This is a genomic window from Sphingobium limneticum (assembly GCF_008710155.1).
Classification (GTDB): Bacteria; Pseudomonadota; Alphaproteobacteria; order Sphingomonadales; family Sphingomonadaceae; genus Sphingobium; species Sphingobium limneticum.
Genome location: NZ_VYPZ01000004.1, coordinates 257,040 through 283,112, shown reverse-complemented (window position 1 = coordinate 283,112; position 26,073 = coordinate 257,040). Strand labels below are relative to the sequence as shown.

The 26,073-nt window shown below is 64.1% G+C and carries 22 protein-coding genes; 9 read left to right on the top strand and 13 right to left on the bottom strand.

What is annotated here, in order from left to right; all coding sequences use genetic code 11:
* Positions 1-15 precede the first annotated feature (15 nt).
* From F4U94_RS07615 to lexA, 6 genes are all read left to right on the top strand, one after another.
* Complete coding sequence (locus F4U94_RS07615; protein ID WP_120250197.1) at positions 16-1,002, top strand: hypothetical protein; 987 nt, start codon at positions 16-18, stop codon at positions 1,000-1,002.
* Positions 1,003-1,131: 129 nt separating this feature from the next.
* Entirely contained in the window at positions 1,132-2,124 is a 993-nt protein-coding gene (gene trpD / locus F4U94_RS07610) for an anthranilate phosphoribosyltransferase (protein WP_120250198.1), read from the top strand.
* The gene (gene trpC / locus F4U94_RS07605; RefSeq protein ID WP_120250199.1) at positions 2,121-2,912 is read left to right on the top strand and encodes an indole-3-glycerol phosphate synthase TrpC; all 792 of its coding nucleotides are present in this window, start codon (positions 2,121-2,123) and stop codon (positions 2,910-2,912) included. The genes trpD and trpC overlap by 4 nt, the downstream gene beginning before the upstream one ends.
* Complete coding sequence (gene moaC, locus F4U94_RS07600) at positions 2,909-3,382, top strand: cyclic pyranopterin monophosphate synthase MoaC (protein WP_120250200.1); 474 nt, start codon at positions 2,909-2,911, stop codon at positions 3,380-3,382. Before trpC ends, moaC begins: the two co-directional genes overlap by 4 nt.
* A complete protein-coding gene (locus tag F4U94_RS07595) occupies positions 3,379-4,557 on the top strand; it encodes a molybdopterin molybdotransferase MoeA (protein ID WP_120250201.1) in 1,179 nt (392 codons plus the stop codon). Before moaC ends, F4U94_RS07595 begins: the two co-directional genes overlap by 4 nt.
* 69 nt (positions 4,558-4,626) lie before the next feature.
* Entirely contained in the window at positions 4,627-5,307 is a 681-nt protein-coding gene (gene lexA, locus F4U94_RS07590) for a transcriptional repressor LexA (RefSeq protein WP_120250202.1), read from the top strand.
* Here the strand turns inward: lexA and F4U94_RS07585 are convergent.
* Complete coding sequence (locus tag F4U94_RS07585; RefSeq protein WP_232015960.1) at positions 5,304-7,367, bottom strand: ComEC/Rec2 family competence protein; 2,064 nt, start codon at positions 7,365-7,367, stop codon at positions 5,304-5,306. The two genes, lexA and F4U94_RS07585, sit on opposite strands and share 4 nt — an antisense overlap.
* 142 nt (positions 7,368-7,509) lie before the next feature.
* Between F4U94_RS07585 and gltX the strand changes: the two genes are divergently transcribed.
* The gene (gene gltX, locus F4U94_RS07580) at positions 7,510-8,931 is read left to right on the top strand and encodes a glutamate--tRNA ligase (RefSeq protein WP_120250203.1); all 1,422 of its coding nucleotides are present in this window, start codon (positions 7,510-7,512) and stop codon (positions 8,929-8,931) included.
* Positions 8,932-8,951: 20 nt separating this feature from the next.
* Positions 8,952-10,238 (top strand): citrate synthase, encoded by a 1,287-nt coding sequence (gltA, locus tag F4U94_RS07575; RefSeq protein ID WP_120252067.1) that lies wholly within the window; start codon positions 8,952-8,954, stop codon positions 10,236-10,238.
* Positions 10,239-10,296: 58 nt separating this feature from the next.
* Here gltA and F4U94_RS07570 read toward each other — a convergent pair whose 3' ends face one another.
* From F4U94_RS07570 to F4U94_RS07555, 4 genes are all read right to left on the bottom strand, one after another.
* Entirely contained in the window at positions 10,297-11,673 is a 1,377-nt protein-coding gene (locus F4U94_RS07570; RefSeq protein WP_120250204.1) for a sensor histidine kinase, read from the bottom strand.
* Positions 11,670-12,752 carry a hypothetical protein gene (locus F4U94_RS07565; protein ID WP_120250205.1) on the bottom strand — a complete coding sequence of 361 codons (1,083 nt, stop codon included), beginning with the start codon at positions 12,750-12,752 and terminating at the stop codon, positions 11,670-11,672. The genes F4U94_RS07570 and F4U94_RS07565 overlap by 4 nt, the downstream gene beginning before the upstream one ends.
* Before the next feature lie 57 nt (positions 12,753-12,809).
* Positions 12,810-13,976, bottom strand: a complete 1,167-nt coding sequence (locus F4U94_RS07560) for a hypothetical protein (protein ID WP_120250206.1) — start codon at positions 13,974-13,976, stop codon at positions 12,810-12,812.
* Between the two features lie 87 nt (positions 13,977-14,063).
* Positions 14,064-14,366, bottom strand: coding sequence for an Hpt domain-containing protein (locus tag F4U94_RS07555; protein WP_120250207.1), 303 nt, complete (start codon positions 14,364-14,366; stop codon positions 14,064-14,066).
* 79 nt (positions 14,367-14,445) lie between these two features.
* On the opposite strand from F4U94_RS07555, the gene F4U94_RS07550 reads away from it, so the two are divergent.
* Positions 14,446-17,118: a coiled-coil domain-containing protein gene (locus F4U94_RS07550; protein ID WP_120250208.1), complete on the top strand. Its 2,673-nt coding sequence runs from the start codon at positions 14,446-14,448 to the stop codon at positions 17,116-17,118.
* Positions 17,119-17,127: 9 nt separating this feature from the next.
* On the opposite strand, the gene aac(6') is transcribed toward F4U94_RS07550, so the two are convergent.
* From aac(6') to nuoL, 8 genes are read right to left on the bottom strand one after another with little or no spacing between them, the layout of a single operon-like run.
* Positions 17,128-17,586, bottom strand: coding sequence for an aminoglycoside 6'-N-acetyltransferase (gene aac(6') / locus F4U94_RS07545; RefSeq protein ID WP_120250209.1), 459 nt, complete (start codon positions 17,584-17,586; stop codon positions 17,128-17,130).
* The gene (locus tag F4U94_RS07540; protein WP_120250210.1) at positions 17,583-17,852 is read right to left on the bottom strand and encodes a DUF1467 family protein; all 270 of its coding nucleotides are present in this window, start codon (positions 17,850-17,852) and stop codon (positions 17,583-17,585) included. Before F4U94_RS07540 ends, aac(6') begins: the two co-directional genes overlap by 4 nt.
* 9 nt (positions 17,853-17,861) lie before the next feature.
* Positions 17,862-19,499, bottom strand: coding sequence for a ribonuclease J (locus tag F4U94_RS07535; protein WP_120250211.1), 1,638 nt, complete (start codon positions 19,497-19,499; stop codon positions 17,862-17,864).
* Complete coding sequence (locus tag F4U94_RS07530; RefSeq protein ID WP_120250212.1) at positions 19,499-20,278, bottom strand: type III pantothenate kinase; 780 nt, start codon at positions 20,276-20,278, stop codon at positions 19,499-19,501. Before F4U94_RS07530 ends, F4U94_RS07535 begins: the two co-directional genes overlap by 1 nt.
* Before the next feature lie 10 nt (positions 20,279-20,288).
* Complete coding sequence (locus F4U94_RS07525; RefSeq protein ID WP_120250213.1) at positions 20,289-20,990, bottom strand: biotin--[acetyl-CoA-carboxylase] ligase; 702 nt, start codon at positions 20,988-20,990, stop codon at positions 20,289-20,291.
* A 2-nt stretch (positions 20,991-20,992) separates the two neighbouring features.
* Complete coding sequence (gene nuoN, locus F4U94_RS07520) at positions 20,993-22,429, bottom strand: NADH-quinone oxidoreductase subunit NuoN (RefSeq protein WP_120250214.1); 1,437 nt, start codon at positions 22,427-22,429, stop codon at positions 20,993-20,995.
* Positions 22,429-23,976, bottom strand: coding sequence for an NADH-quinone oxidoreductase subunit M (locus tag F4U94_RS07515; protein WP_120250215.1), 1,548 nt, complete (start codon positions 23,974-23,976; stop codon positions 22,429-22,431). Before F4U94_RS07515 ends, nuoN begins: the two co-directional genes overlap by 1 nt.
* A complete protein-coding gene (nuoL, locus tag F4U94_RS07510) occupies positions 23,976-26,063 on the bottom strand; it encodes an NADH-quinone oxidoreductase subunit L (RefSeq protein WP_120250216.1) in 2,088 nt (695 codons plus the stop codon). Before nuoL ends, F4U94_RS07515 begins: the two co-directional genes overlap by 1 nt.
* Positions 26,064-26,073 lie beyond the last annotated feature (10 nt).

Sequence of the window (26,073 nt, the reverse complement as noted above, 5' to 3'; positions counted from 1 at the left end):
GGACGAACCGGATGTATGATCCTGTTCGCCGCCTTGGTTGCATGGGCGCCGGCCGCGCCAGCCCGATCCGAACAGCGCTGCACGACTGCGAACGCCACCGCCACCAGCATAGAGGCCATACAGGCCGACTATTCGATATGGGCGGGCAAATGCGTGCGCGTGCGGGGATTGGGCATCGACAGCCAACTCTATGCCGACCGGCAGGCACTGACGGACGACGACACGCCCCTTGGAGAGGATGCTCGCCGATCCATCATCATGTTTCCTGACCGCAAGGCGCCGCGCCTGCCCCGCAATCGCCCGATGATGGTGGATGTCATTGGCCGGGTCGGCAGTTGCCGGGCCGCGCATGATGTGGTGGCGGAAATGTCGGCGGACCAACCCGACCGGATCATCATGGTATCGGGCTACTGCCACACCTCGCTCGCCACCTATATCGCGCCGTCCGCGATACGCCCGATCGACACAACACGGCCCGTTCGCCTGACGGAAGCCGAAGTCCCGGCGGAGCGGCGCGGCATCGTCGAAGCCCCCGTTCATTCGAACAAGCTGCCCGCCATGCGCAGTGCGGCGCACACCCTGTTCGCAGCCCTGGCTACGCGCGACAAGGCCGCTTTCCTCCGTCTCAGCGAACCCGACGGCATCGCACCCCGGCAGCAGAAAGACGCCCGACGCAAATTCTCCCGCCTGATCGCCCCGCGATCCGCTTTCGCAAAGATACCGGAAGCACATCATCCGGAGCGGATTTTCGTCGAACGGCTGGACGCAGTCGAGGCCGATCCGTCGCAAGCCATAGTCTGCCGATGCCGAACGTCCGATTGCGCCGGCAAATGGCCGGTCGTGATGCGCGATGCGGACAATCTGCCGGACCGTCCCTATGTCTGCGTTCAAGCCAACGACTATCTGCTTGGCCCCGGCCGCGATACCGTGATCCAGGTCACGGCCGAACAGGCGCTTGATGGCTTCGCCGAACCTCTGTCCTATCCAGCACGAAAGGACTAAATTGCGCATAGCCGCTTTGCGAATATGTCCGGAATAGGAAACGTAATGTCAAGATCGGCGGGAAAAGTGCGAAGTTAAGGATCGACGCCCCCTCGACTCACCGCCCCCCTGCCGACTAAGGCGGATGCGATGACCAGCCTGCCCGATCCTACTACGCCGCTGTCGGCCGATACCGCCGCTCAGGCTTTCGACCTGCTGTTCGACGCTGACCTGAGCGACGAGGCCATTGCCGATTTCCTCGTCACCATGGCCCGGCGCGGCGAGACGGCGACCGAAATCGCCGCCGCCGCCCGCGCCATGCGCGCCCGCATGATCCCGGTCAGCGCACCGGCTGGCGCGATCGACGTGTGCGGCACCGGGGGCGACGGGCACCATACGCTCAACGTCTCCACCGCTGTCTCACTCGTTGTCGCAGCCGCCGGCGTGCCGGTCGCCAAACATGGCAACCGCGCCGCCTCTTCGAAAGCCGGCGCCGCCGACACGCTGGAGGCGCTGGGCCTGAACCTGGACAAGGCCGCCGCGACCGCCGAAGCCACCCTTGCCGATCTCGGCATCTGCTTCCTCTTCGCGCAAAATTACCACCCGGCACTCAAACGCCTCGGCCCGATCCGCAAGGCGATCGGCGAACGCACCATCTTCAACCTGATGGGGCCGCTCGCCAATCCGGCCAATGTCCGCCGCCAACTGGTCGGCATCGCACGTCCGGCCTATGTTCCCATCTATGCCGAAGCGCTGGCGGAACTGGGTGCGGACCGGGCGATGATCGTGTCGGGCGACGAAGGGCTGGACGAACTGTCGCTGGCCGGCGGCAACGATATCGCCGAAGTCACCGGCAACGGGCTGGTCGCCATGCGCCGCCTGACTGCCGCAGAACTTGGCCTCTCCACCCATCCGGTCGATGCGATCCGCGGCGGCGACGCAACCCATAATGCCGCTGCTCTCCGCGCCCTGCTGCAAGGCGAGGAAGGCCCCTATCGCGACGCGGTGCTGCTAAATGCCGCCGCCGCCCTTGTCGTCGCCGACGCCGCAACCGATCTGCGCGAGGGCGTGGAGGAAGCGGCCGAAACCATCGACCGTGGCCTTGCCAACGCCTTGCTCAATTGCTGGATTGCCTATCAATGACCAACAAGCTGATCGAAATCTGCGATTTCAAGCGCGAGGATGTCGCACGCCGCCGGGCAGCGACCAGCATCGCCGCATTACACGCCCGCGCCAGCGAGCAGACCCCGCCACGCGGTTTCCGCAAAGCGCTGGACGATGCAGCACGCGCCGGCTTCGGCCTGATCGCCGAAATCAAGAAAGCCAGCCCATCCAAGGGTCTGATCCGCGCGGACTTCGATCCCCCCGCCCATGCGCAGGCCTATGCGGCAGGCGGCGCGGCCTGCCTGTCGGTCCTGACCGACGAGCCTTATTTTCAGGGGCATGACGATTATCTGATGGCCGCCCGGTCGGCCTGCGCCATCCCCGTATTGCGCAAGGATTTCCTGGTCGATCCCTGGCAGGTGCTCGAAAGCCGCTCGCTGGGCGCGGACGCCATCCTCATCATCGTCGCCGCGCTGGACGATGGCCAGATGCAGGAAATCGAGGACGCCGCCCTTGGCTTGGGCATGGACGCCCTGATCGAAGTGCATGACGAAGCGGAACTGGAGCGGTCGCTGAAGCTGCGCTCGCGTCTGATCGGTGTCAATAATCGCGACCTGCGCGATTTCTCGGTCGACTTCGCCCGCACCTATGAACTGGTGGGCAAGGCGCCAGAAGGCTGCACCTTCGTCGCCGAAAGCGGTCTTGGCAGCCATGCCGACCTCCTTGCCATGGCCGACCACGGCGTGCGCTGCTTCCTGGTCGGCGAAACGCTGATGCGGCAGGCCGATGTGGAGGCCGCGACCCATAATTTGCTCACCGGGGCATGACCGGCCTCACCCATCTGGACGATGATGGCGCGGCGCGCATGGTCGATGTCGGGGCAAAAGCGGTGACGGCACGCGAAGCCGTCGCCTCCGGCCGCATCGATATGAGCGCGAACGCTGCCAAGGCCATCGCCGATGGGCTGGTCAAGAAAGGCGACGTCCTTGCCGTGGCGCGGGTCGCCGGCATCATGGCGGCGAAGAAGACGGCCGACCTCATCCCGCTCTGCCACCCGATCGCGCTCAGCGCCGTGACGGTCGATTTCTTGCCTGACGATAGCGGCGTCACCGTGACCGCCACCGCCCGGACCGCCGGCCAGACCGGCGTGGAGATGGAAGCGCTGACCGCTGCCTCGGTGGCGCTGCTCACCATCTACGACATGGCCAAGGCGCTGGACAAGGCGATGGTCATCGGCGCGGTCCAGCTTGAATCCAAGACCGGCGGCAAGTCCGGCGACTGGCGCCGCGTCCCATGAGCCTGTTGCCGGTCGCAGAAGCGCAGGCTCGCCTGTTCGCGCTGGCCGACCGGCTGCCGGTGGAAACCGTTCCGATTGCGCAAGCCGTCGGCCGCTGGCTGTCGCAGGATATTGCCGCCCTGCGTGACCAGCCCTGGGCCGATCTGTCGGCAATGGATGGCTATGCGGTCCGCGCGAGCGAAATGCCCGGTCCCTGGCGCGTCACCGCCGAAAGCGCGGCAGGAACTGGCCTTCAACCCGCGTTGGGACCGGGTGAGGCCAGCCGCATCTTCACCGGCGCGCCGCTGCCGCCCGGTGCCGACGCGATATTGATCCAGGAAAATGCGACCCGCGAAGGCGATCGCCTGACTGCCAGCGCCGACCCGCTGATGCCCGGCCGCCATGTCCGCCCGACCGCCTCCGACTTCGCGCAAAATGCGATCCTGCTGGATGCCGGCAGCCGCCTCGGCCCGGCGCAGGTCGCCCTCGCTGTGCTGGGTGGCCATGGCACCGTGCCGGTCACCCGCCGTCCCCGGATCGCCATCTTGTCCACCGGCAACGAACTGGTGCCGCCCGGTACGCCGACGCCCGCTGGCCTGCTGCCCTCCTCCAATGCGCCGATGCTGGCGGCCCTGCTCGCCGCCCTGCCCTGCGACGTCATAGACCTCGGCATCGTGCCGGACGATCTTGATGCGATGGTCACCGCGCTGGATCGTGCCAGCGACGCCGACATCATCGTGTCGACCGGCGGCGCTTCGGTGGGCGATCATGACCTCGTCCGACCTGCCTTTCTCCAGGCAGGCGGCACGCTCGATTTCTGGAAGATACGGATGCGTCCCGGCAAGCCGCTGATGGCGGGAAAGCTTGGCAACGCACTGTTCCTCGGCCTGCCTGGCAATCCCGTCTCCGCTTTCGTCACGGCGACGCTCTTTCTGTTGCCGCTCGTCCGTCATATCAGCGGCGCGCACGATCCGCTGCCATTGACGAGCGATGCCACACTCGCCTCCGCCCTGCCGCAGACCGGGGATCGCGACGATTATCTGCGCGCCTGGCGCGCGCCCGACGGCATCGTCTCCGTCACGTCGCAGGACAGCGCCGCGACCGCCGCCATGGCCAAGGCCGACTGCCTGATCCTGCGCCCGGCCGGATCGCCCCCTGCCACGCCCGGAACACGCGTGACCATCCTGCCGCTTTGATGCGCGGAACGCTTGACTAACCTTCATCTGTTTCCTATGCGTTCCTCATACGTTCCACGGAGGACCGCAATGTTGACGCCCAAGCAGCAGGAATTGCTGAGCTTCATTCAGACCCGATTGGACGAAGGCGGCGTGTCGCCTTCGTTCGAGGAAATGAAGGACGCGCTGGACCTGCGATCCAAGTCCGGCATCCATCGTCTGATCAATGCGCTGGAGGAGCGCGGCTTCATCCGCCGCCTGCCCAATCGCGCCCGCGCGTTGGAAGTGTTGAAGCTTCCCGACGCGATGCACCGCGCGCCCACGCCGATCGTGCCGCCCAAGCCCAAGCTGGTGACGCCGCCGCCCCTCCTGCCGATCGCGGCCAATGACGTGATCGAAATCCCGATGCACGGCCGGATCGCGGCGGGTGTTCCGATCGAGGCGATGGAGGGGCAGGCCATGCTCTCCGTCCCTGCCGCTCTGCTAGGCGCTGGCGATCATTATGCGCTGGAAGTCTCAGGCGACTCGATGATGGAAGCCGGCATTCTCGACGGCGACTTCGCGCTGATCCAGCGCACAGATGTCGCGCGAGAAGGCCAGATCGTCGTCGCCCTGATCGACGAAGCGGAAGCGACGCTCAAATATTTCCGCCGCGACGGCGGCCGCGTGCGTCTCGACCCGGCGAACAGCGCCTATGAGCCGCAAATCTACGATTCACGGCAGGTCCGCATCCAGGGCAAGCTGGCGGGGCTGTTGCGCCGCTATAATTAAGGGGCCGCGGCTCTTGGTCGGGGCCTTGGGCGACTGATCCAGGGATGGGCGTCGCCCGGCCGATGGACGGTGTGAACTTCGCCCTTTTCCAGACCGATCGACAGACCGCCGGTGCGCGCCAGCAACCGGCGGTCTATCTTCATCCAGCGCGGCCGGCACCAGCGCGGCAGCCCGCGATCGCTGACGACGATATCCGCCGCCGCGCAATCTCGCGCGAAATCATGCCGCGCGATCAGCACATCGCTGCGCGTGAACAGTAGCCTCCAAGTGCGCCCCTTGCCGTCCTTTAGGCGGACAGCACAAAGATCGACGGAACAACGCGCCTCCGGCAAGTCGGCGATCGCCACCAGTTCGCCATCATAGCCAGCGCTTTCGGACAGGACGTCACGCACATAATCCCCCGCCCGATCGCGCAATATCGCCATGCCCTTTCCGGTCCGCACCGCCACATGGCGACCGTCGCCGGTCACCAGAATATCCGGTGGCGTTGCGGCAAAGGTCACTGCCACAGCGATCAGGACCGGCGGAAGCCCCAGCCAGCGCCAGCGCGTTCGCCAGAGCAGGCACCAGAGCAGGCCGATCATGGCGATGCCGAACAACCCCATGCCCATGGTCGGCGCCAGCAGGCTCGCCATGGGACTGGTCGCGACGCCATGGGCCAGCAACAGCAGGAAATTCAACGACTGCTCGGTCAGCCACCAGGCCGGCGCCCCTAGTCCGGCCACATCCAGCAGCAGCGCCAACGCCTCCAACGGCATGACGACGAAGGTGGTGAGCGGAATGGCGATCAGATTGGCGAAGGCGCCCAGCAATCCCGCTTTGTGGAAATGAAACAGCGCGATCGGCATCAACACCAGTTCGACAGCAATGCCGGTCGCCAGCATCACGGCCAGATTTCGCCCCAGCTTGCGCAATCGCCCTTCATCCCGCGCAGCGGCAAAGGCTCGAAAACGGGGATGCTCCGCCAGCGCCACCAACGCCGTCACCGCCGCAAAACTCATCTGGAAACTCGGCCCTGCCAACGCCTCCGGCCACAAAAGCAACACCACCAGTGCACCGGTCGCCACCAGCCGCAGCGTCACCGCATCCCGCCCCATCGCCAGTCCGCCCAGCACCAGCAACGCCGCGACGCAGGACCGCACCGTCGGCACCTCCGCTCCGGTCAGTAACGTATAGCCGATCCCCGCCAGCGCGCCGCCCGCCGCCGCGATCAGCATCAATGGCCAGCCCAGTGCCGCTCGCTGGCTAAGCGCCATCACCCGCATCAGCAGGAAAATCACCGCGCCGATCAGCGCCGTCACATGCAGCCCGCTAATCGACAACAGGTGCGCCAGCCCGCTGCGCCGCATCGCTTCCGCATCCGCCTCCGGAATGGCGCCCTGATCCCCGGTGGCGAGCGCTACCGCAATCCCCTCCGCCGGCCCGTCGACCCGTTCCAATATATGGCCGAACAGACGTGACCGCAGCGGCGGGGCCGCAGTCGACGGGGTCAACACCTCAACAGGCTTCAGCGCCTTGCCCGTCGCGCCGATGCCCTGAAAATAGGCCCGCGCGGCAAAATCATAGCCTCCCGGCACGCTCGGCGGCGCAGGGGGCATCAACCGCACGCGAAAGCGAATCCGAGCGCCCTCCCCCAATCCCACCGGCACATCGGCATCGGCGATATTGACCCGCACCACAGCCGGCAGGTCCGGCGTATCGACTGGCCGGATCATCACTCGCACCATCGCCTGCGCAGGCACCGGCCGCACCGCTGTCACATCGCCCGTCATCTGCACGAAGCGCGCCCGCGTCAGGGGCGGCTGCCCGAGCAACGTCGCCTTGCCCCACACCAGCAGGCAGCCCATGCAAGCCAATATTGCGCCGGCGACAAGCATGCGCCGCAATCGCCCGCCGTCCGGCAGCATCATGCCGATGCAGGCCAGCGATAATGCGCCACAGCAAAAAGCCAGCCAGGCCATCGCATGAGGCAGGATGAACCAGGCCGCGATGCCGCTGCCCAGCGCGATCGGCACCCACAGGCCGATCTGTTCTCGCTCCTGTTCCAGCCAGCTTTCCATCGCTCCCAGCCCGCTTCGGGACAGTCCCGCCGCCCTCCGACCAAGGGAGGTTTGTCGTGGCTCAAAAGCCATGCTAGGGGGCGTCGCATCCATGGATCTGCTAAGGCGAATGTCGAAGAATATGACGGTAAGTGCAACGGGAATGAACAAGCAGGTGGTGACCCGTTTCGCCCCGTCCCCAACGGGGTTCCTCCACATTGGCGGCGCCCGCACCGCCCTCTTCAACTGGCTGTTCGCGCGCCACCATGGCGGCAAGTTCCTGCTCCGCGTCGAAGATACCGATCGGGCCCGTTCCACAGAGGAAGCCGTGGCCGCCATTTTCGACGGTCTGGAATGGCTGGGCCTGGGCGGTGACGAGCCGGCCGTGTTCCAGTTCGAACGCACCCCACGCCATGCCGAAGTCGCCGACCAGCTGCTCGCCGCCGGCCATGCCTATCGCTGCTACGCCACGCCCGAGGAACTGGCGGAACTGCGCGAACAGCAGCGCGCCGCCAAGCAGCCGATGCGCTATGACGGCCGCTGGCGCGACCGCTCGCCCGAAGAAGCGCCGGAAGGTGCGCCCTTCGTCATCCGTATCAAGGCGCCCCGGACCGGCGAAACCGTGATCGAGGATGCCGTGCAGGGCCGCGTCGTCGTGCAGAATGCCGAGCTGGACGACATGATCCTGCTGCGTTCGGACGGCACGCCCACTTACATGCTGGCCGTCGTTGTCGACGATCATGACATGGGCGTCACCCATGTCATTCGCGGCGACGATCATCTCAACAATGCCTTCCGCCAACTCAGCATCATCAAGGCGATGGGCTGGGAAGAGCCGATCTACGCCCATATCCCGTTGATCCACGGGTCGGACGGCGCGAAACTGTCGAAGCGCCACGGTGCGCTCGGCGTCGACGCCTATCGCGACGAGATGGGGATGCTGCCCGAAGCGGTGCTGAACTATCTGCTGCGCCTGGGCTGGGGCCATGGCGACGAGGAAATCATCACGATCGCCCGCGCGATCGAACTGTTCGATATCGATGGTGTCGGCCGTTCGCCCTCACGCTTCGACATCAAGAAGCTGGAAAATCTGAACGGCCATTATATCCGCGAAGCCGACGATGCGCGCCTTGCAAAACTCGTCGCGCCACGGGTCGAACAGCGCCTTGAAATCGCTATATCGGATACCAATCTAGCGCTTCTGACCCAGGCGATGGCATCGCTGAAGCCCCGGGCCAAGAACCTTAACGAAATTGCCGAGGGAGCAGAATTCCTGTTCAAAAGTTGCCCGCTCGATTTTGACGAGAAGGCCACTGCTCTGCTAGACGACTCCGCGCGCGCGCTGCTCGACAAGACAGCCGACGCTCTCCAGCCCGTCCAGTCCTGGACGGTCGAAGCGATCGAAGACGTGATACGCCGCGTGGCAGAGGATGCCGGCCTGGGATTGGGCAAGGTGGCGCAACCGCTTCGTGCGGCGCTCACCGGCCGCACGACCTCGCCAGGCATTTTTGATGTCCTCTTCCTTCTGGGGAAAGAGGCGAGCTTGGAACGACTGGCCGCCGCAGGGCACGCAGCGGCCGGTTGATGACGTACAAGGAGAAAAATATGTCGGATAACACAGCCAACCTGACCGTTGGGGGAGACGCCAAGGACTACGCCATCATGGATGGCACCGTTGGTCCGCAGGTCATCGACGTTCGCAAGCTCTACGCCAATACCGGCATGTTCACCTACGATCCGGGTTTCACCTCGACCGCCAGCTGTGAATCGGGCCTCACCTATATCGACGGCGACCAGGGCATCCTGCTCCACCGTGGTTATCCGATCGGCCAGCTGGCCGAAGAATCCAGCTTCATGGAAGTCTGCTACCTGCTGCTGAACGGCGAATTGCCGTCTAAGGCCGAACTGGACGACTTCACCAACACCATCACGCGCCACACCATGGTGCATGAGCAGTTGAGCGCGTTCTTCCGCGGTTTCCGCCGCGATGCGCATCCGATGGCCATCATGGTCGGCGTCGTCGGCGCCCTGTCGGCCTTCTATCACGACTCGACCGAGATCAACGATCCGGAACAGCGCCGCATCGCCAGCCATCGCCTGATCGCCAAGATGCCGACGATCGCTGCCATGGCTTACAAATACAGCGTCGGTCAGCCCTTCGTCTATCCGCGCAACGACCTGTCCTACACCGCCAACTTCCTGCGCATGACTTTCTCGGTCCCGGCGGAAGATTATATCCCCGATCCGGTGATCGTGGACGCGATGGACAAGATCTTCATCCTGCACGCCGACCATGAACAGAATGCCTCGACCTCGACCGTGCGTCTCGCCGGTTCGTCGGGCGCCAATCCGTTCGCCTGCATCGCGGCCGGCATCGCCTGCCTGTGGGGTCCGGCACATGGCGGCGCGAACGAAGCCGCGCTCAACATGCTGCGCGAAATCGGCACCGTCGATCGCATCCCGGAATATATCGCCCGTGCCAAGAACAAGGACGATCCGTTCCGCCTGATGGGCTTTGGCCATCGCGTGTATAAGAATTACGATCCGCGCGCGACCGTGATGCAGAAGACCGCGAAGGATGTTCTGGAAAAGCTGGGCGTCAACGACCCGGTCTTCGACGTCGCCAAGGAACTGGAGCAGATCGCGCTCAACGATCCCTATTTCGTCGAGAAGAAGCTGTACCCGAACGTCGATTTCTACTCGGGCGTCATCCTGTCGGCTATCGGCTTCCCGACCGAAATGTTCACCGTGCTCTTCGCCCTCGCCCGCACCGTGGGCTGGGTCGCGCAGTGGAACGAAATGATTTCGGACCCAGCGCAGAAGATCGGCCGCCCGCGTCAGCTGTACACCGGCCCGACACAGCGCGACTATGTATCGGTCGACAAGCGCTAAGAGCGCCAGACCATCGCAAAAAAGAACGGCGCCCCGATCGGGCGCCGTTTTTTTTATATCAATTGCCGACCGGCAGGGAGAGGATGAAGCGCGCGCCTTCGCCCGGTGCGCCACCGATGCGAATGTCGCCCTTCATCGCGCGCGCGAGGCGACGGGAAATATAGAGGCCAAGGCCACTGCCACTAGCGTCGTCCCGGCCCAGTCGCTCGAACTTCTCGAAAATGCGTTCCCGGTCCGTCTGCGCTACGCCCGCCCCTTGATCGATCACCGCAATTCGCGCCTGTCCGTTTTCCCATTCGGTCGCCACACGCACTTCGGTGCCTTCGGGCGAATAGCGGACGGCATTGCCGATCAAATTGACCAATATCTGCAAAATGCGCCGAAACTCTCCGATCGCAAGCAAGCTTGCGTCAGCTGGCGGCGCGACGATGGTGATCCGCCGGTCCAGCGCCTTTACCGTCAACAGGCCCGCCGCGCGACGCCCCAGATCGGCCAGGTCTACCTCTTCGGAAATCACACTGAAATCCGGTCGATCGATCGCCTGCAAATCGGCCAGATCGTCCACCAACGCCATCAGATGCCGCCCCGCCGCCGCGATATCATTGGCATAGCCGGCATAGTCAGGCCGCAACGGCCCTTCCAATTGCGCGCTGATCGTGTCCGCATTGGCGATGATCCGGCCCAAGGGCTGGCGCAGCGAACGATCAAGCCGGCGCCCGAACTCTGCCGGATAGATGGATAATGGCGCTTCGTCCGCCAACGGTGCCACCACCGCCTTTTCCAATGGGAAGGCCGTGCCGCGATACCCCGTCAACTGGCCAGCATGGTCGAACATGGGGAAGGCCGACAGGCGAAAGCGCTGCTCGCCATCGCTGGCCAATATCGCCTGTTGATCGCGAAAAGCGCGGCGCTGGGCAAAGCCGCGCAGCATCGCCATATCGCCATCGCTATCGGCCTCCAGCTGGAAGTAGCTGGAAAAACGCGCGCCCGGCACTGGCGGATTGGCCGGCAACGCACCGCTGTCGCCGCCTCCCGCCAGCACCATCTGAAACCGCAATTGCGTGTCGATCTGCCAGGTCCAACCGTCCGCCAACGCCGCGATATCCGCGTCGCGCCGGCCGTCATCGGGCAGCGTGGGTGCCGATGGCCGCTCGCGCCAGTCCACGATCGACAGGCTGACGCCCTGATCGTCCGGCTTGGCCCGCACCCACATGTCGATATCGCCGCGCTGCGCCGCCGCGACCACGGGACGCGACACCAGGACGCCAAGGCGCGCCGCCAACCGGGCGATCGCCACCAGTTGCGGCACCGCAAAGGCCTCCCCCAGATCCGCGCCCGCCTCCTGTTGCAGCGTCAGCAACAAGGCATCCGCGCTCAGCAGGCGGCCATCGGCAGACAGGGTAGCTCGGACGATGGCCCGCGACGGCATAGTCATGTGCCGGCCACCGTGCGTAGATGATCAAGCTTGGCGCGTAATATGGATGAGGTGCGCAAGGCGCCGATCGCGCTATCCGCCTGTTCCTCGCTCACACCCTGATAGCGCTCCGCCTCCGCCACGATCGCGGCGTCCGAGAGTAAAGGCCGCACCGGGCGCAACGCCAGCAGCAGAATACGATAGTCCGCGGCCGATCCGCCAAGCGCGCGGCACAGATTGGCCAATTGCGCCACCGGTCCCATGACCAGCATGGCGACCAATTGCTGACTGCCCATCCGCAACCGCCGTGCAGCGACCGCTGCAAACAGCAAGAATCGCCGTTGTCCCAACAGGGCACCAAGCAATTCAGGCGCGTCCGCGCGTTCGCCCATGCCGCGCACCAACCTGTCGGCCTGGGCAATCGGGCAAGCCGCTTCATCATGATCGCGCAGCAGCGCCCAGCCCGATCGATCGAAGGCCGCCAACGACCGATCGCCCCCGTCCACCATGGTTCGCTGCGAAACGACATGAAGGCAGGCGGCCACCGTCCAGAGCAGATCGGCAAAATGTTCGGCCGGCAGGTCCGGCTTCATCGGCGCATCCTCGCCGGCCAGAGCCAGCCAGCGCCCTTCGGCCAGAGCCAATGCCGACACCGCCCTACCCAGTTCGGGATCGTCCGTCGCGGGGATGAGGTCGCCCTGCCCCTCGTCGAACTGTTCGACATCGGCCTGCCCGAATTGGCGCAGCATCAACGTCACGCCAGCCCGCATCTGCATATGCGCCAGAAGATCGGAGCCAAGCAATGTGGGCTGCGCCCTTATCATCGACCAGGCGAGCGGCGCCGGCCAATGATCGAGCGCGGCGGCGATGTCCGGCGCATGGTCCAGCGACAGGCGCAGGGCCATTTCGATCGCAGCGATGCAGCCGCCCAGATGGCGCCGCGTCTCCACGATCAACGCGTCCGGTCTGGACTGCACTTCGTCGGGGAAGAAGAATGCCAGATCAATGGCATGACCGACCGGAACGGCGGATAATCCTGCCTTGGCGCGCGCCATCGGCCGGTCGTTGATCATGCCGGTAGGGGACGAATGGACGCTCATGCCGGTCAGAATAATCGCACGTCGTTAAAATGCACTAAACCCTGCCGGGCAAAATCGTCATTCCGGCCGACGTAGCAACATGGCGGCGATAGAGGCGATCGCCAGCAATATGGCGATGCGGAAACCCTGTACCATCAATCCTAGAAAGCCGGTGAGGATGAGCAGCAACAGCGCCGTGCCGGGCGTGAAGATCATCCACGGCCGCGCCGTGCCGGTCCTGCCCCAACGATCGGCCACCATCACGATGCCCAGCAGCAACGCCAGGTCGGCCGCCATCGTCGTACCACCGGCAAAAACCATGCCCGCCAGCACGATGGCCGGCACGCAGAAAGCCAGCCAGTTCATCAATGGCGCGCGTAGGGCCAAATCGCCCAATCGATCGCTGATTTCGGACAGGAGCAAGGCCACCAACAGCAGAAAGAAGCCGGTCAGCGGCCAGCCCAGTTCGATCGGCACCAGCGCGACGGCGCCCAGCGCGATCGCCGCGATCCGGACCTGCATGGCCGGAACCTGCATCCGCATCAGCGATGGGCTGACGATGCGCGCCACCGGCGCCAGCAGATAATGTTCGATCCCACCCCGCGCCTGCGCCTGTACCGCTCCCACGGCCGTCACGGCCTGCGCCACCAGATCGGCCTGCGCCTGCGTTTCGACCAGTGCCACGCGCCCTTCCAGCAGGTCGTCCTGAGGTACGGTGATCCGCCGTGCGCCCTTCTGCACGGCCGTCCGCACCAGCGTCAGCGCCAGATCCCAATCGCCGATCATGTCGAGCGTGCCGAACAGCAGGTCCGGACTGATTCGCGCCAGTCCCGCCCAACGCTGTCCCGCGTCGATCCGCTCGAACGGCGTGCTGGCGCGACTGTCATCAGTCACCAGCATGACATTGCCGTCCGCCGCGCCCATGCCATCGAAATGCGCCTGCGACACGATCGCGCCGTCCGCGACCAGCAGCACGTCGCTATCACGGGGCGCATCGCGCACCATCGACACCATGTCGCGCACCAGCGCGACGGCGATGCCGTCGGCACTCAACCGATCGACGGCCTGCGAGAGAGCGGGCGTGATGACGCTCACCACTATCATGATACGGTCGGCGCCGGCTTGAGCCGCCTGTCGCGCCTGATATTCCACAAGGGTCTGACCGGCAAAATAAAGGCTCGCACGTAAGCCCGGCGGCGAATCGCCCGATGCCCGGCTGGCGCTGAGAATAGCGGCGAAGCTCATATTGTTACGCTTGTGACCCGATTGTTGTGCGGCGACCTTGTCGCAAGCGCGCGCGTTTCGCGCAAGCGGTGCGATAAGCCTAAACGATCAGGCCTGATCCAGGGCCTGCAACGCCGCCCGCAACTTTCGTAACACGCGTGGATCGCCCGGTGCCGCTGCTGCGGCTTCGTCGGCCAATATGATCAGCGCGGTCAGGCCAAAGCTGGCCGCCAGCCCCTTCAAACGCCAGGCTGCCAATTCCCAATTGGCGTCGCGACGCGCCCGCCCCAGCAAATCGACCTGCCGGTTGGCGCTTTCCAGAAAGGCCACGCGCAGATCTGCGATCAACGCGCTATCATCGCCGACGGCGGCTGCCAGAGCGGTATGGAGGGCGCCAGGATCATAGGACATGGGACAAACGCTATCGGGCTTGCGTTAAGTTTTGGTAACAAGGCATTTCCGCGGCCGGAAAAGATGCTAGGATGAGGACATGACAGGGGGCAGCACCATCGTCGAGTTCTGGCGAGACGAACAAACCGCGACCGGCAACGAGTCGCAGATGGACGATATTTTGCTTTTGAAACAGGCCGTTCTCGACATAGACGAGGGCGAAGCGACAGAAGGTGCCGACGAAACCACGGTCAAGCGGCTCCGCTGGGCCTTGCTGGTGCTGGCAATTGGCTGGGTCGGCTTTGCCGGTTGGGCCATCGCTACGTCCGGCAATCTGGCCGCAGGGCCCTTCGCCTGGGCCAATGCCATCGTCACCATAGCCATTCCACTCATTCTGCTGGCCGTCGCTTATCTGCTGCTGGTCCGCAACAGTCGTACCGAATCGCGTCGCTATCTCGACACCGCCCGCGCCCTGCGGACGGAGGCCGACCTGCTGGAATTGCGGCTTGGCCGGATCAGCAGCCAGTTGGAAAATGCGCGACAGGCGATGCAGGATCAGGCCGAACTGCTCGACAGCTATGGCGCAGCTGCCAGCAGCAATATGGAAGCCTCCGCCGAACTCATCGCCGGCCGCGCCCAGACAACCGCCGACAAGGCCGAAACCGCCGAGCGGGCCGCCTTGGCGCTGGTATCGCGCATGGATCAGTTGATCGGATCGATCCCCGAACTGGAAGATCGCACCGGTCGCATGACCGCGCAGATGATGGACAATGGCCATGCGCTGGCCGAACGGATCGACACGCTGGAAGCGCGACTACATGCATTGGGCGAACTGTCTGACGACGCGCGCGCCCGCACGCTGGCCGCGACCAAGAGCCTGGCGAGCCAGTTGACGCAGTTGCAGGAAGCCACCCGTTCGGCCTCCGAAGAAGTGACCGGCATGGCCGATATCGCATCGAGCCGGATCGACGCGACCGCGCAAGGTGCGCGGCAGGCGATGGATCGCAGCCGGGGCGATATCGAAGCCCATGCCGCCGCCCTCACCGCTCTCATCGACGCGGCGCAGACCGGGGTTGCGGACACGAGCGCGCAGGTGCGTCAGACCCTGACGCAGGATCTGAATGCGGCCGAAGCGGAGCTGCGCACCCGTCTGGACAATGCCCAGCGGACGATACAGGCGGCCATGGCCACGACCGATGAAGCGCTGACCCGGCGCGCCCATGCGCTCGAAACGCTGGTGTCCGCTGCCGAAAAAGGCATCGGGCAGGCCAGCGAGGACGCACTGGCGGTGCTGGAGCGCGACATGGAAGCGATGGAGACGGACCTGCGTCGTCGCCTCGACGCCGCGCTGCAACGGGCGAAGGAGACACTGGCCGTCACCGACGGCGGCCTCAGCAGCCAGGCAGCATCGCTCGACGCGCTCGTCAACCGCTCACGCGAGAGCCTGACGGCGATTGGCGACGACACGGTCGCCGGCCTCAGCGATACGATCGGCGACGTCGAAAGCCGGCTGCACCAGATCAACGAAATGATCGAAGGCCAGCGCAGCCTGATGGCGAGCCTGCACAACAGTCTGAACGATACGATCGCCAGCACGGATGGCCGCTTCGCCGCACTGGAAGACAGCGCCCTGGCGCGCGGCGAACGGCTCACCGGCGCATTGACGCGCATGGCGGAGGAAACGCAGCGCATCGACAAGGCGCTGGCGGCTGGCGGCATGACGGCCGAAAAGCTGATCGGGTGCGCCGAAACCCTGCTGGTCGCCCTCGATTCGAGCGTACGGGAACTGGACGAAACCTATCCGGCAGCGTTGGAACGGTTCGACGCGCGCCTGCAACAGAGCCGTACCCTGCTCGGCAGCACGACACCGGAAATGGAAAGGCTGGAAGCCATTTCGGAGGCGCTGGTCGGACGCACCGAAGAAGCGGAGGAAATGCTGCGCGGCCAAGGCAGTCGCCTGACCGAATGGCTGGAGAGCACGCAGGGCGGGCTGGAGGCCAATCGCGAACTGGTCGAACGGCTGCGCACGACGCTGGACGGGGCGCATCAGGATGCGACCCGCATCACCGAGGGCGCCGGGCCGCTGCTCGTCACCGCGCTGTTGCGGGTCAAGGACACGGCCGATCAGGCCGCAGAGCGCGCGCGGCAAGCCCTGGGGCGTGCCATTCCCGACGCGGCGCAGCAGCTGGCGCAGGCCAGCGATGAAGCGTTGCAAGGTGTGATCGGCGAAAAGGTGACGGCGCAGATCGAGCAGGTCGCACGCGTAGCGGAAGAAGCGGTCAAGGCCGCGCATCAGGCATCCGAACGCCTGACCCGCCAGTTGCTGACGATCGCCGACACCAGCGCCAGCGTGGAACAACGGATCGAGGAAGCCGAACGCGCGTCCGAAACCCGCGACCGCGACCATTTCGCGCGGCGTTCGGCGCTGCTGATCGAATCGCTCAACAGCACCGCGATCGACGTCGCCAAGCTACTGTCCAACGATGTGACCGATTCGGCCTGGGCCGCTTATCTGAAGGGCGACCGCGGCGTCTTCACTCGCCGCGCGGTCAAGTTGCTGGATGCCGGCGAGTCGCGTGAAATCGCACTCCATTATGATAATGACGCGGAATTCCGCGATCATGTGAACCGCTACATCCATGATTTCGAAGCGATGCTGCGGATCATCCTGTCGGCGCGCGATGGCAATGCGCTGGGCGTCGCCGTCCTCTCGTCCGACATGGGCAAACTCTATGTCGCACTCGCGCAGGCGATCGAGCGGTTGCGGCAATAAGGCAGCGGCTCAGCCGATCATTTTGCGAAAATAGACCACCCGCTCGGTTTCGGTGAAACCGGCGGCCTGGTGAAAGCAGTGGCTGGAGAGATTGGCGATGTCGGCATCAGATGCCATTTCGGTGCAGCCCTGGGATTGCCCCCATGCCGCCACCGCATCGATCAAAGCGCGCGCCAACCCGCCCCGTCGCGCATCTGCCGCCACATAAAGCCCCTCCACGAACAGAACCGGGCTGGTGTCGCAGCCATTGACATAATCATGGCGCAGGGCGGCCTCGACGAAGGCGATAGCATCGCCCTGCCCGTCCAATGCGACAAAGGCGATCAGGCCCTCATTCGCCAACATAGCGGTAATGTCATCCTGATGATCGGCGACGCTGGCATCCGGCCAGAGCGCGGCGCGTATCTGCGCCCAGGATTCCAGGTGAACGGCAGCGGCGCGAACGATCCGCTCCGCAGCCTCGCTCATCGCGTGACGCGATAGCCGGGCAGCATGTCGAGCGTCACCCAGCCCTGTACATAATTGGCATAATAGAGGCCGAACAGGATCGTGGCCAATATGGTCGCGCGCAGCATCACCACAGCGGGACGGAAATTGCTGGGCGCGCTATCCGCCTGCCCCTTCAGCAGCACTTCACCCGTTTCATTGGGGGTGCGGATGCCGAAGGGGAGCATGATGAAGGCGCTGATGACCCACATCAGGAAATAGATGGCGAAGATAGCGTACCAGTTCATCGCGCCTGTTTAAGCGCGAACGATCAGCACGTCCACTATCGGCTTCTTGCCGGTCCAGCGCGTCGCGGTACGGCGCACGGCCAGACGCAGACGTTCGCGCAAAGCCTCTTCCTCCAGCGATCCCTTGGGAATGGCGGCGGCGGCTTCCTCGGCCGCTTCCGCCAGGAAAGCCGCCTTGTCTTCCTCCACCGGCACACCCTGCGTGCGCAGCATGGGATCGCCGATCAGCTTGCCCTTGCGGTCGATCGCCACGGCTACGCTGATCTGACCATGCAGGCCCAGCTTGCGCCGCTCGTTCATGGTCGATCCGTCGGCGGGCAGGATGACGTCGCCGTCCAGCACCAGTCGGCCCGTTTCCTGCTGGCCGATAATCTGCGGCGCGCCGGGCGCCAGACGCAGCACGTCGCCATTGGACTGGACCACTGCATGGCGGATGCCCGTGGTAATGCCAAGCCGCGCCTGCTCCGCCATATGGCGGCGCTCGCCATGGACCGGCAGCAATATCTCGGGCCGAATCCAGCGATACATCGCTTCCAGTTCCGGTCGGCCGGGATGACCCGACACATGGACTTCGGCCTGGCGATCGGTGATCATCAGGATATTCTTCTGCGCCAGCGCATTCTGGATACGGCCGATGGCGATTTCATTGCCGGGGATCTGCTTGGACGAGAAGACAACCGTGTCCCCTTCCGCCAACTTGATCGGATGGCTGTCGAACGCGATGCGCGACAGCGCAGCCCGCGCCTCACCCTGTCCGCCCGTGGCGATGATCATCACCTCGTCACGCGGCAGGCTCATGACATCGTCCCAATCGACGGTCGGCGGAAAATCCTTGAGATAGCCGGCCGCCTTCGCCGTGCCGATGATCCGGTCGAGCGATCGGCCTGCAACGCAAACCTTGCGCCCCATTGCCGTCGCAACCTCTCCCAAAGTCTGCACCCGCGCGGCGTTCGACGCAAAGGTCGTGACCAGTACGCGGCCTTTGGCGCCGGCGACGGCCTGCATCAGCCCCTCGCGCACATCGCCTTCCGAGCCGCTGGCCTTGTCGTTGAAGACGTTGGTGCTGTCGCATACCAGCGCCAGCACACCTTCGTCGCCGATGGCGGTCAGTTCCGCCGGGGTGGAGGGCTGGCCAAGCAAAGGCTGGTCGTCCAGCTTCCAGTCGCCGGTGTGGAAGATGCGGCCATAGGGCGTGTCGATCAGCACCGCATTGCCCTCCGGAATGGAGTGGGCAAGCGGCACATAGCGGAAACCGAACGGACCGAGATTGAAGCTGCCTTCATTCTCGATCACATGCAGCTTCACATCTTTGCTGAGGCCTTCTTCTTCCAGCTTCATCCGGATCAGACCCGCCGTGAAGGGCGTGGCATACAGCGGCACGCCAAGGTCGGCGGCCAGATAGGGGATGGCGCCGATATGATCTTCATGCCCATGGGTCAGGACGATGCCGAGCAGGTCGTCGCGCCGATCCTCGATGAAGCTCAGGTCCGGCAGGATCAGTTCCACGCCGGGATAATTGGGGTCGGCAAAGGTCAGGCCGAGATCGACCATGACCCACTTGCCCTGGCAGCCGTATAGATTCACGTTCATGCCGATTTCGCCCGAGCCGCCAAGGGCCAGGAAAATCAGTTCATCCTTGGGTATCATTATGTTTTCAAACTCCGCTCGTGCAACAGCGCCAGCCCCAAGATGGTGAGGTCCGGTGCGATCGCATCGAAAATATCGCTATTGTCATTGAAGAGGACGGCTAGTCCTCCGGTCGAAATTACCTTGGCCGGACGGCCGATCTCAGCGCGGATACGCGCGACCAGCCCTTCCATCATCGCTACATAGCCCCAAAAGACGCCGATCTGCATAGCATCCACCGTCGTTCGCCCGATGACCGACCGGTTTTCCGGCGGCTCGATCGCGATCTTGGGCAATTTGGCCGCGGCGGCGACCAGCGCGTCCAGCGACAGGTTGATGCCCGGCGCGATCACGCCGCCCTTATAGGCACCGCTATAATCGACCACGTCGAAGGTCGTCGCCGTCCCGAAATCGATGACGATCAGATCGTCCTGGTAAAGATGGTGCGCGGCGATCGCATTTACAACCCGGTCCGCGCCGACAGAGCCAGGCTCGGCCACGTCCAGTTCGATGCCCCAATCCACCGGCGCCTGTCCCGCGACGAGCGCCGTGGTCTTGAAATATTTCTCGGCCAGCACCTGAAGATTATGGAGCGCACGGGGAACGACGGTAGCGATGATGACCGCATCAACATCCGCGATGGCATAGCCTTCCAGCTGCAACAGCTGGTTCAGCCAGACGACATATTCGTCGGCCGTGCGCCGGGGATCGGTGGCGATGCGCCAGCGTGTCTTGATCTCGCGCCCGTCGAGCAGCGCGAAAACGACATTGGTGTTACCCGCGTCGATCGCGAGAAGCATGGCCGGTCCCTCAGTTGAGAATGATGTCGCCGGCGTGAATGGCACGGCTGTCCCCATTCGCCAAGCGCAGGATCAACATGCCTTGACGGTCGAGCGTGTCGAATGTCCCCTCGACCTGCCCGCCATCGGGCTGGATCACGCGCATCGGCGTGCCGGTGGGATGGGCGTTGAGCAGCCAGTGGGTGCGGATGGGGTCCAGCCCCTGCGCCCGCCAGATGGACAGCCAATGGGCGAAAAGCTGGGCGAGCCGATCATAGAGGGCTTGGGCCGTGGCGTCGTTGGCGCCCTGCGCCGCCAGGCTGGTGACGGGGCGGTCCAGTCCGACCGGATGGCCGGTCACATTGATGCCGATGCCCACCACGATCGCGTCGCCCGCCCGCTCCAGCAATATGCCGGCGATCTTGGCGCCATCGACCAATATGTCATTGGGCCATTTGATCCGCGCCTGGCCCGTGCACAGCGGCGCGACCAGCGCATGGACCGCATTGGCCGCAACCAGCGCCAGCGTGTGGGGCAACGGATCGGTCGGCTGCAACCGGACCAGCGTAGAACAGTAAAGATTGCCGTCCGGGCTTTCCCAGGCGCGACCCATGCGCCCCTTCCCCCCGGTCTGGCGCGCGGCGCGCAGCCAGCTACCGTCAGCGCCCCCCTGCTCCGCCAACGCCAGCATATCGGCGTTGGTGGAGCCGGTTTCCTCGACGAAGCGGAGCAGCGTCAGAAGAGCGACGCCGCCGCGGCAGCGCTCGCCTGATCCAGCATGGGGTTGAGCAGGTAACCCAGAACGATCACCACGGCACAGGCCGTCAGGATGATGTTCTCGACCGGGCCACCCTTCGCCTCATAGGTGGCGACCGGCTCGTCGAAATACATCGTCTTGATGATCTTGAGATAATAGAAGGCACCGATCACCGACATGGCGATACCGAAGGCCGCCAGCGCCGTCAGGCCGGACGCCACCGCCGCATCGAACACCAGGAACTTCGCCCAGAAGCCGAAGAGCGGCGGGATGCCAGCCATGGAGAACATGAAGATGGCGAGCGCGGCCGCCAGCCCCTTGCGCGACTGCGACAGGCCGGCCAGCTTGGCGATCTCTTCGACCGGCTTGCCGTCCGCATCGCGCAATTGCAGAATGCATGCGAAACCGCCGATGGTCATGATGACGTAGATCGCCATGTAGCTCATCGTCGCGGCCGCACCGGCGGGCGTACCCGCAGCCAAGCCGATCAGCGCGAAGCCGACATTGTTGATCGACGAATAGGCCATCAGGCGCTTGATGTTCGTCTGACCGATGGCGGCAACGGCGCCGAACAGGATGGACGCGAGCGCGACGAAGATCACGATCTGCTGCCAGTCCAGACCGGCCGGACCCAGCGCCTCGATCGCCACGCGGACGGTCAGGCCGATGGCCGCGACCTTGGGCGCGCTGGCGAAGAAGGTGGTGACCGGGGTCGGCGCACCTTCATAGACGTCAGGCGTCCACATATGGAACGGCACGGCGCTGATCTTGAACGCGAGCCCTGCCAGCACGAAGACCAGACCGAACAGCTCGCCCTTCGACACGCCGTCGCCCAAGGCCACAGAGATACCATCGAATGCGGTGCTACCGGTGAAGCCGTACAGCAGCGAGATCCCGTAGAGCAGGATGCCGCTCGCCAGCGAACCGAGCACGAAATATTTCAGGCCCGCTTCGGAGGAACGCACGTCCTGGCGCATGAAGCTGGCCAGCACGTATGAGGCAAGGCTGTTCATTTCCAGGCCGACATAGAGCGTCAGCATGTCGCCCGCCGACACCATCATACCCATGCCGATGGCAGCGAACAGGATCAGTACCGGATATTCGGGGCGGGGATTGCCGCCGACCGAGAAGAAGCGTGGAGCCAGCAGGATAGCCGCCGCCGCCGCGCCATAGATCAGCGCCTTGGCAAAGGCGGAAAAGGCGTCTGCGCGATACAGACCATCGAAGGCGTTAGGACCGTGGGCCAGAGAGCAGGACAGCGAAACGCCTGCGATCGCCAGCACGATGACCGACAGCCAGTTGACGATCCGGGCCGAGCCGTCGCCGCCAAAGGCCGCGACCAGCATCAGCGCCAGGCCACCCACCGTCAGGATGAGTTCCGGCACGACCGCCAGAAGGGAAGCGGAGTCAATCATCAGTGCGCCTCCCCGTGCGCGGATGCTTCTTCATGGTGGCCCTCACTTTTAGGCTTGGGCGCACCCATCTTGATCTTGGAATCTCCTGCGGGAGCCGCAGGGGCGAGACGCGCTTCAAGCGCTTGGATGTCGGACCGCATCGGGGCCAGGAAGCTTTCCGGATAGACACCCATCCACAGCACAACGGCTGCGATCGGCGCCATCAACCAGAATTCCCGGATCGACAGGTCGGGCATGGCCGCAGCATCGGCGTTTACCTGATCGCCGTAGCAGATGCGGCGATAGAGGTAGAGCATATAGGCTGCGCCTAGAATGATGCCCGTGGTGCAGACCAGGGCGACCCAGCTCGATGCCTGATAAACGCCCATCAGCGACAGGAATTCACCGACGAAGTTGGACGTGCCCGGCAGGCCGACCGATGCCATGGTGAAGAACAGGAACAGCACGGCATAGCGCGGCATGTTGATGCTGAGGCCACCATAGCGGTTGATCTCGCGGGTATGCAGGCGATCATAGACCACGCCCACGCACAGGAACAAAGCGCCAGCGACCAGACCATGGCCCAGCATGACCATCATCGCACCTTCGATACCCGCCTGGTTGAAGGCGAACAGGCCGATGGTGACGATCGCCATATGCGCGACCGACGAATAAGCGATCAGCTTCTTCATGTCCGACTGAACCAGCGCGACGAGCGAGGTGTACACCACCGCGACCATCGACAGGCCCCAGACCAGCGGCGCAAGCTGCGCCGAGGCTTCCGGGAACATCGGCAGCGAGAAGCGGATGAAGCCGTAGCCCCCCATCTTCAGCAGCACGCCGGCCAGAATGACCGAACCAGCAGTCGGCGCCTGAACGTGTGCGTCGGGCAGCCAGGTGTGGACCGGCCACATCGGCATCTTCACCGCGAAGCTGGCGAAGAAGGCCAGGAACAGCCAGGTCTGGACATGCGGATCGAAATTATAGGCCATCAGGACCGGAATTTCGGTCGAACCGGCTTCATGCACCATCCACATCATCGCGATCAGCATCAGAACCGAGCCGAACAGCGTGTAGAGGAAGAATTTGTACGAAGCGTAGATACGATCCGCGCCACCCCAGATACCGATGATCAGATACATCGGGATCAGGCCGGCTTCGAACATGATATAGAAGAGGTAGAGATCCTGCGCCGTGAAGACGCCGATCATCAGCACCTCCATGAACAGGAAGGCCGCCATATATTCGCCGACACGCTTGTTGATCGCGTTCCAGCTGGCACCGATGCAGATCGGCATCAGGAACACGGTCAGCGCGATCAGCATCAGGGCGATACCGTCGATACCCAGCGCCCAGGCGAAACGACCGAAGATCGGCGCATATTCCTGGAACTGCCATTGCAGCCCGCCCTGGTCGAAATTCATCCACAGGACGATGCCCAAGACGAAATCGACCAGCGTCGCGATCAACGCGATCCAGCGCGCATTATTGGCGCCCGCGAACAGGCAGGCGATGGCCCCGGCCATCGGCACTGCCATCATCAGGGAAAGGATGGGGAAGCCGTCCATTATCGTGTCATCGCCCAGGTTGCTGCCGCGGCGAGCCCGATGAGCATCACCAGCGCGTAGGTGTAGAGGTAGCCGGACTGAAGCCGACGGGTGATCTTGTTGCCCTGCACGACCAGAGCAGCCAGCCCGTTGGGGCCGAAGCGGTCGATGAAGCCGACGTCACCGAACTTCCAGAAGAAGCGGCCGATGGCGAAGGCGGGTTTGACGAACAGGAAGTTGTACAGCTCGTCAAAATACCACTTGTTCAGCAGGAACTGGTAGAGGCCACCGAAGGTCGCGACGAAACGGCGCGGCCAGTCGGTATTCTTGATGTAGCTCAGCCAGGCAATGACCAGACCGGTCAGCATCACCGTAAACGGCGAGAACTTGACCCAGGTCGGCACTTCATGGGCTTCGTGCATCAAGTGGCTGTCGAACGCGAGCGCGCCCTTCCAGAATTCGATGCCGCCTTCCGGACCGATGAACTGATCGTGGAAGACGAAGCCTGCGAAGACGGCGCCCAGGCTCAGCACCAGCAGCGGGATCAGCATGACCAGCGGGCTTTCATGCGGGTGATAGCCACCCGTACCATCGCCGGCATCATGCGCATGATGATCGTCATGGCCATGGGCATCATGGGCGTGCGCCGCATGATCGTCATGCCCGTGATCGTCGTGTGCATGATCGTCATGGCCGTGGTCATGGGCGTCATGCAGCGCATGCTGGATATGTTCCGACTGCGTCCAGCGTGGCTTGCCGAAGAAAGTCAGGAACACCAGGCGCCAGCTGTAGAAGCTGGTCAGCAGCGCGGCGAACACGCCGACGATGAACGCACCGGTGCCCGCACCGCCAGCCGCATAGGCCGCTTCGAGGATACCGTCCTTCGAATAGAAGCCGGCAAAGCCCACGCCGACGATCGGCAGGCCGACGCCGGTGATGGCGAGCGTACCCAACGTCATCGTCCAGAAGGTGATCGGGATGCTCTTACGCAGGCCGCCATAATAACGCATGTCCTGCTCATGGTGCATCGCATGGATGACCGAGCCGGCACCCAGGAACAGCAGTGCCTTGAAGAAAGCGTGCGTGAACAGGTGGAACATCGCCGCGCCATAGGCGCCGACGCCGGCCGCAAAGAACATATAGCCCAGCTGCGAACAGGTCGAATAGGCGATGACGCGCTTGATATCGGTCTGCACCGTACCGACGGTCGCGGCGAACAGACAGGTCGCGGCACCGACATAGGTGACGACGGTCAGCGCCGTTTCCGACGTTTCGAACATCGGCGACAAGCGGCAAACCATGAACACGCCGGCGGTGACCATCGTGGCCGCGTGGATCAGCGCCGACACAGGGGTCGGACCTTCCATCGCGTCCGGCAACCAGGTGTGCAGGCCAAGCTGCGCCGACTTGCCCATCGCGCCGACGAACAGCAGCAGGCAAAGGACGGTCATGGTGTCGAAACGATAGCCGAGGAAACCGATGGTCGAACCGGCCATCGAAGGCGCGGCTTCCAGAATTTCCGGGATCGATATGGTGTTGAACACCAGATAGGTGCCGAAAATGCCCATCATGAAGCCAAGGTCGCCGACGCGGTTGACGACGAACGCCTTGATCGCGGCCGCATTGGCACTGGGCTTGCGGAACCAGAAACCGATCAGCAGGTAGGACGCCAGGCCGACGCCTTCCCAACCGAAGAACATCTGAAGCAGATTGTTCGCGGTCACGAGCATCAGCATCGCGAAGGTGAAGAGCGAGAGATAGGCGAAGAAGCGCGGCTGATCCGGCTCTTCGTCCATATAGCCCCAGCTATAGAGGTGGACGAGGCTCGACACGCTGGTGATGACTACCAGCATGACCGCCGTCATCGTGTCGACCCGCAGCGCCCACTGGGCATCGAAGCTGCCGCTTTCGATCCAGGTAAATAGCGGCGTCACCGACGCTTGCGCCTCGCCGAGCAGGAAGGGAATGAAGGTCGCCCAGCTCAGCGCGCATGCGATGAACAGCGCGCCGGTGGTGACGATCTTTGCGGGCAGTTTGCCAAGGGCCTTGTTGCCAAGGCCGGCGATGGCAGCAGCCAGCAACGGAAGAAGGACGATATACTGAATCATGTCAGGAGGC

Excerpts from the sequence above, each read along its gene's own strand:
- F4U94_RS07615 (WP_120250197.1), top strand. The coding sequence starts at position 16 with ATGATCCTGTTCGCCGCCTTGGTTGCATGGGCGCCGGCCGCGCCAGCC.
- trpD (WP_120250198.1), top strand. The coding sequence starts at position 1,132 with ATGACCAGCCTGCCCGATCCTACTACGCCGCTGTCGGCCGATACCGCC.
- trpC (WP_120250199.1), top strand. The coding sequence starts at position 2,121 with ATGACCAACAAGCTGATCGAAATCTGCGATTTCAAGCGCGAGGATGTC.
- moaC (WP_120250200.1), top strand. The coding sequence starts at position 2,909 with ATGACCGGCCTCACCCATCTGGACGATGATGGCGCGGCGCGCATGGTC.
- F4U94_RS07595 (WP_120250201.1), top strand. The coding sequence starts at position 3,379 with ATGAGCCTGTTGCCGGTCGCAGAAGCGCAGGCTCGCCTGTTCGCGCTG.
- lexA (WP_120250202.1), top strand. The coding sequence starts at position 4,627 with ATGTTGACGCCCAAGCAGCAGGAATTGCTGAGCTTCATTCAGACCCGA.
- F4U94_RS07585 (WP_232015960.1), bottom strand. The coding sequence starts at position 7,367 with ATGGAAAGCTGGCTGGAACAGGAGCGAGAACAGATCGGCCTGTGGGTG.
- gltX (WP_120250203.1), top strand. The coding sequence starts at position 7,510 with ATGAACAAGCAGGTGGTGACCCGTTTCGCCCCGTCCCCAACGGGGTTC.
- gltA (WP_120252067.1), top strand. The coding sequence starts at position 8,952 with ATGTCGGATAACACAGCCAACCTGACCGTTGGGGGAGACGCCAAGGAC.
- F4U94_RS07570 (WP_120250204.1), bottom strand. The coding sequence starts at position 11,673 with ATGACTATGCCGTCGCGGGCCATCGTCCGAGCTACCCTGTCTGCCGAT.
- F4U94_RS07565 (WP_120250205.1), bottom strand. The coding sequence starts at position 12,752 with ATGAGCGTCCATTCGTCCCCTACCGGCATGATCAACGACCGGCCGATG.
- F4U94_RS07560 (WP_120250206.1), bottom strand. The coding sequence starts at position 13,976 with ATGAGCTTCGCCGCTATTCTCAGCGCCAGCCGGGCATCGGGCGATTCG.
- F4U94_RS07555 (WP_120250207.1), bottom strand. The coding sequence starts at position 14,366 with ATGTCCTATGATCCTGGCGCCCTCCATACCGCTCTGGCAGCCGCCGTC.
- F4U94_RS07550 (WP_120250208.1), top strand. The coding sequence starts at position 14,446 with ATGACAGGGGGCAGCACCATCGTCGAGTTCTGGCGAGACGAACAAACC.
- F4U94_RS07540 (WP_120250210.1), bottom strand. The coding sequence starts at position 17,852 with ATGAACTGGTACGCTATCTTCGCCATCTATTTCCTGATGTGGGTCATC.
- F4U94_RS07535 (WP_120250211.1), bottom strand. The coding sequence starts at position 19,499 with ATGATACCCAAGGATGAACTGATTTTCCTGGCCCTTGGCGGCTCGGGC.
- F4U94_RS07530 (WP_120250212.1), bottom strand. The coding sequence starts at position 20,278 with ATGCTTCTCGCGATCGACGCGGGTAACACCAATGTCGTTTTCGCGCTG.
- nuoN (WP_120250214.1), bottom strand. The coding sequence starts at position 22,429 with ATGATTGACTCCGCTTCCCTTCTGGCGGTCGTGCCGGAACTCATCCTG.
- F4U94_RS07515 (WP_120250215.1), bottom strand. The coding sequence starts at position 23,976 with ATGGACGGCTTCCCCATCCTTTCCCTGATGATGGCAGTGCCGATGGCC.
- nuoL (WP_120250216.1), bottom strand. The coding sequence starts at position 26,063 with ATGATTCAGTATATCGTCCTTCTTCCGTTGCTGGCTGCTGCCATCGCC.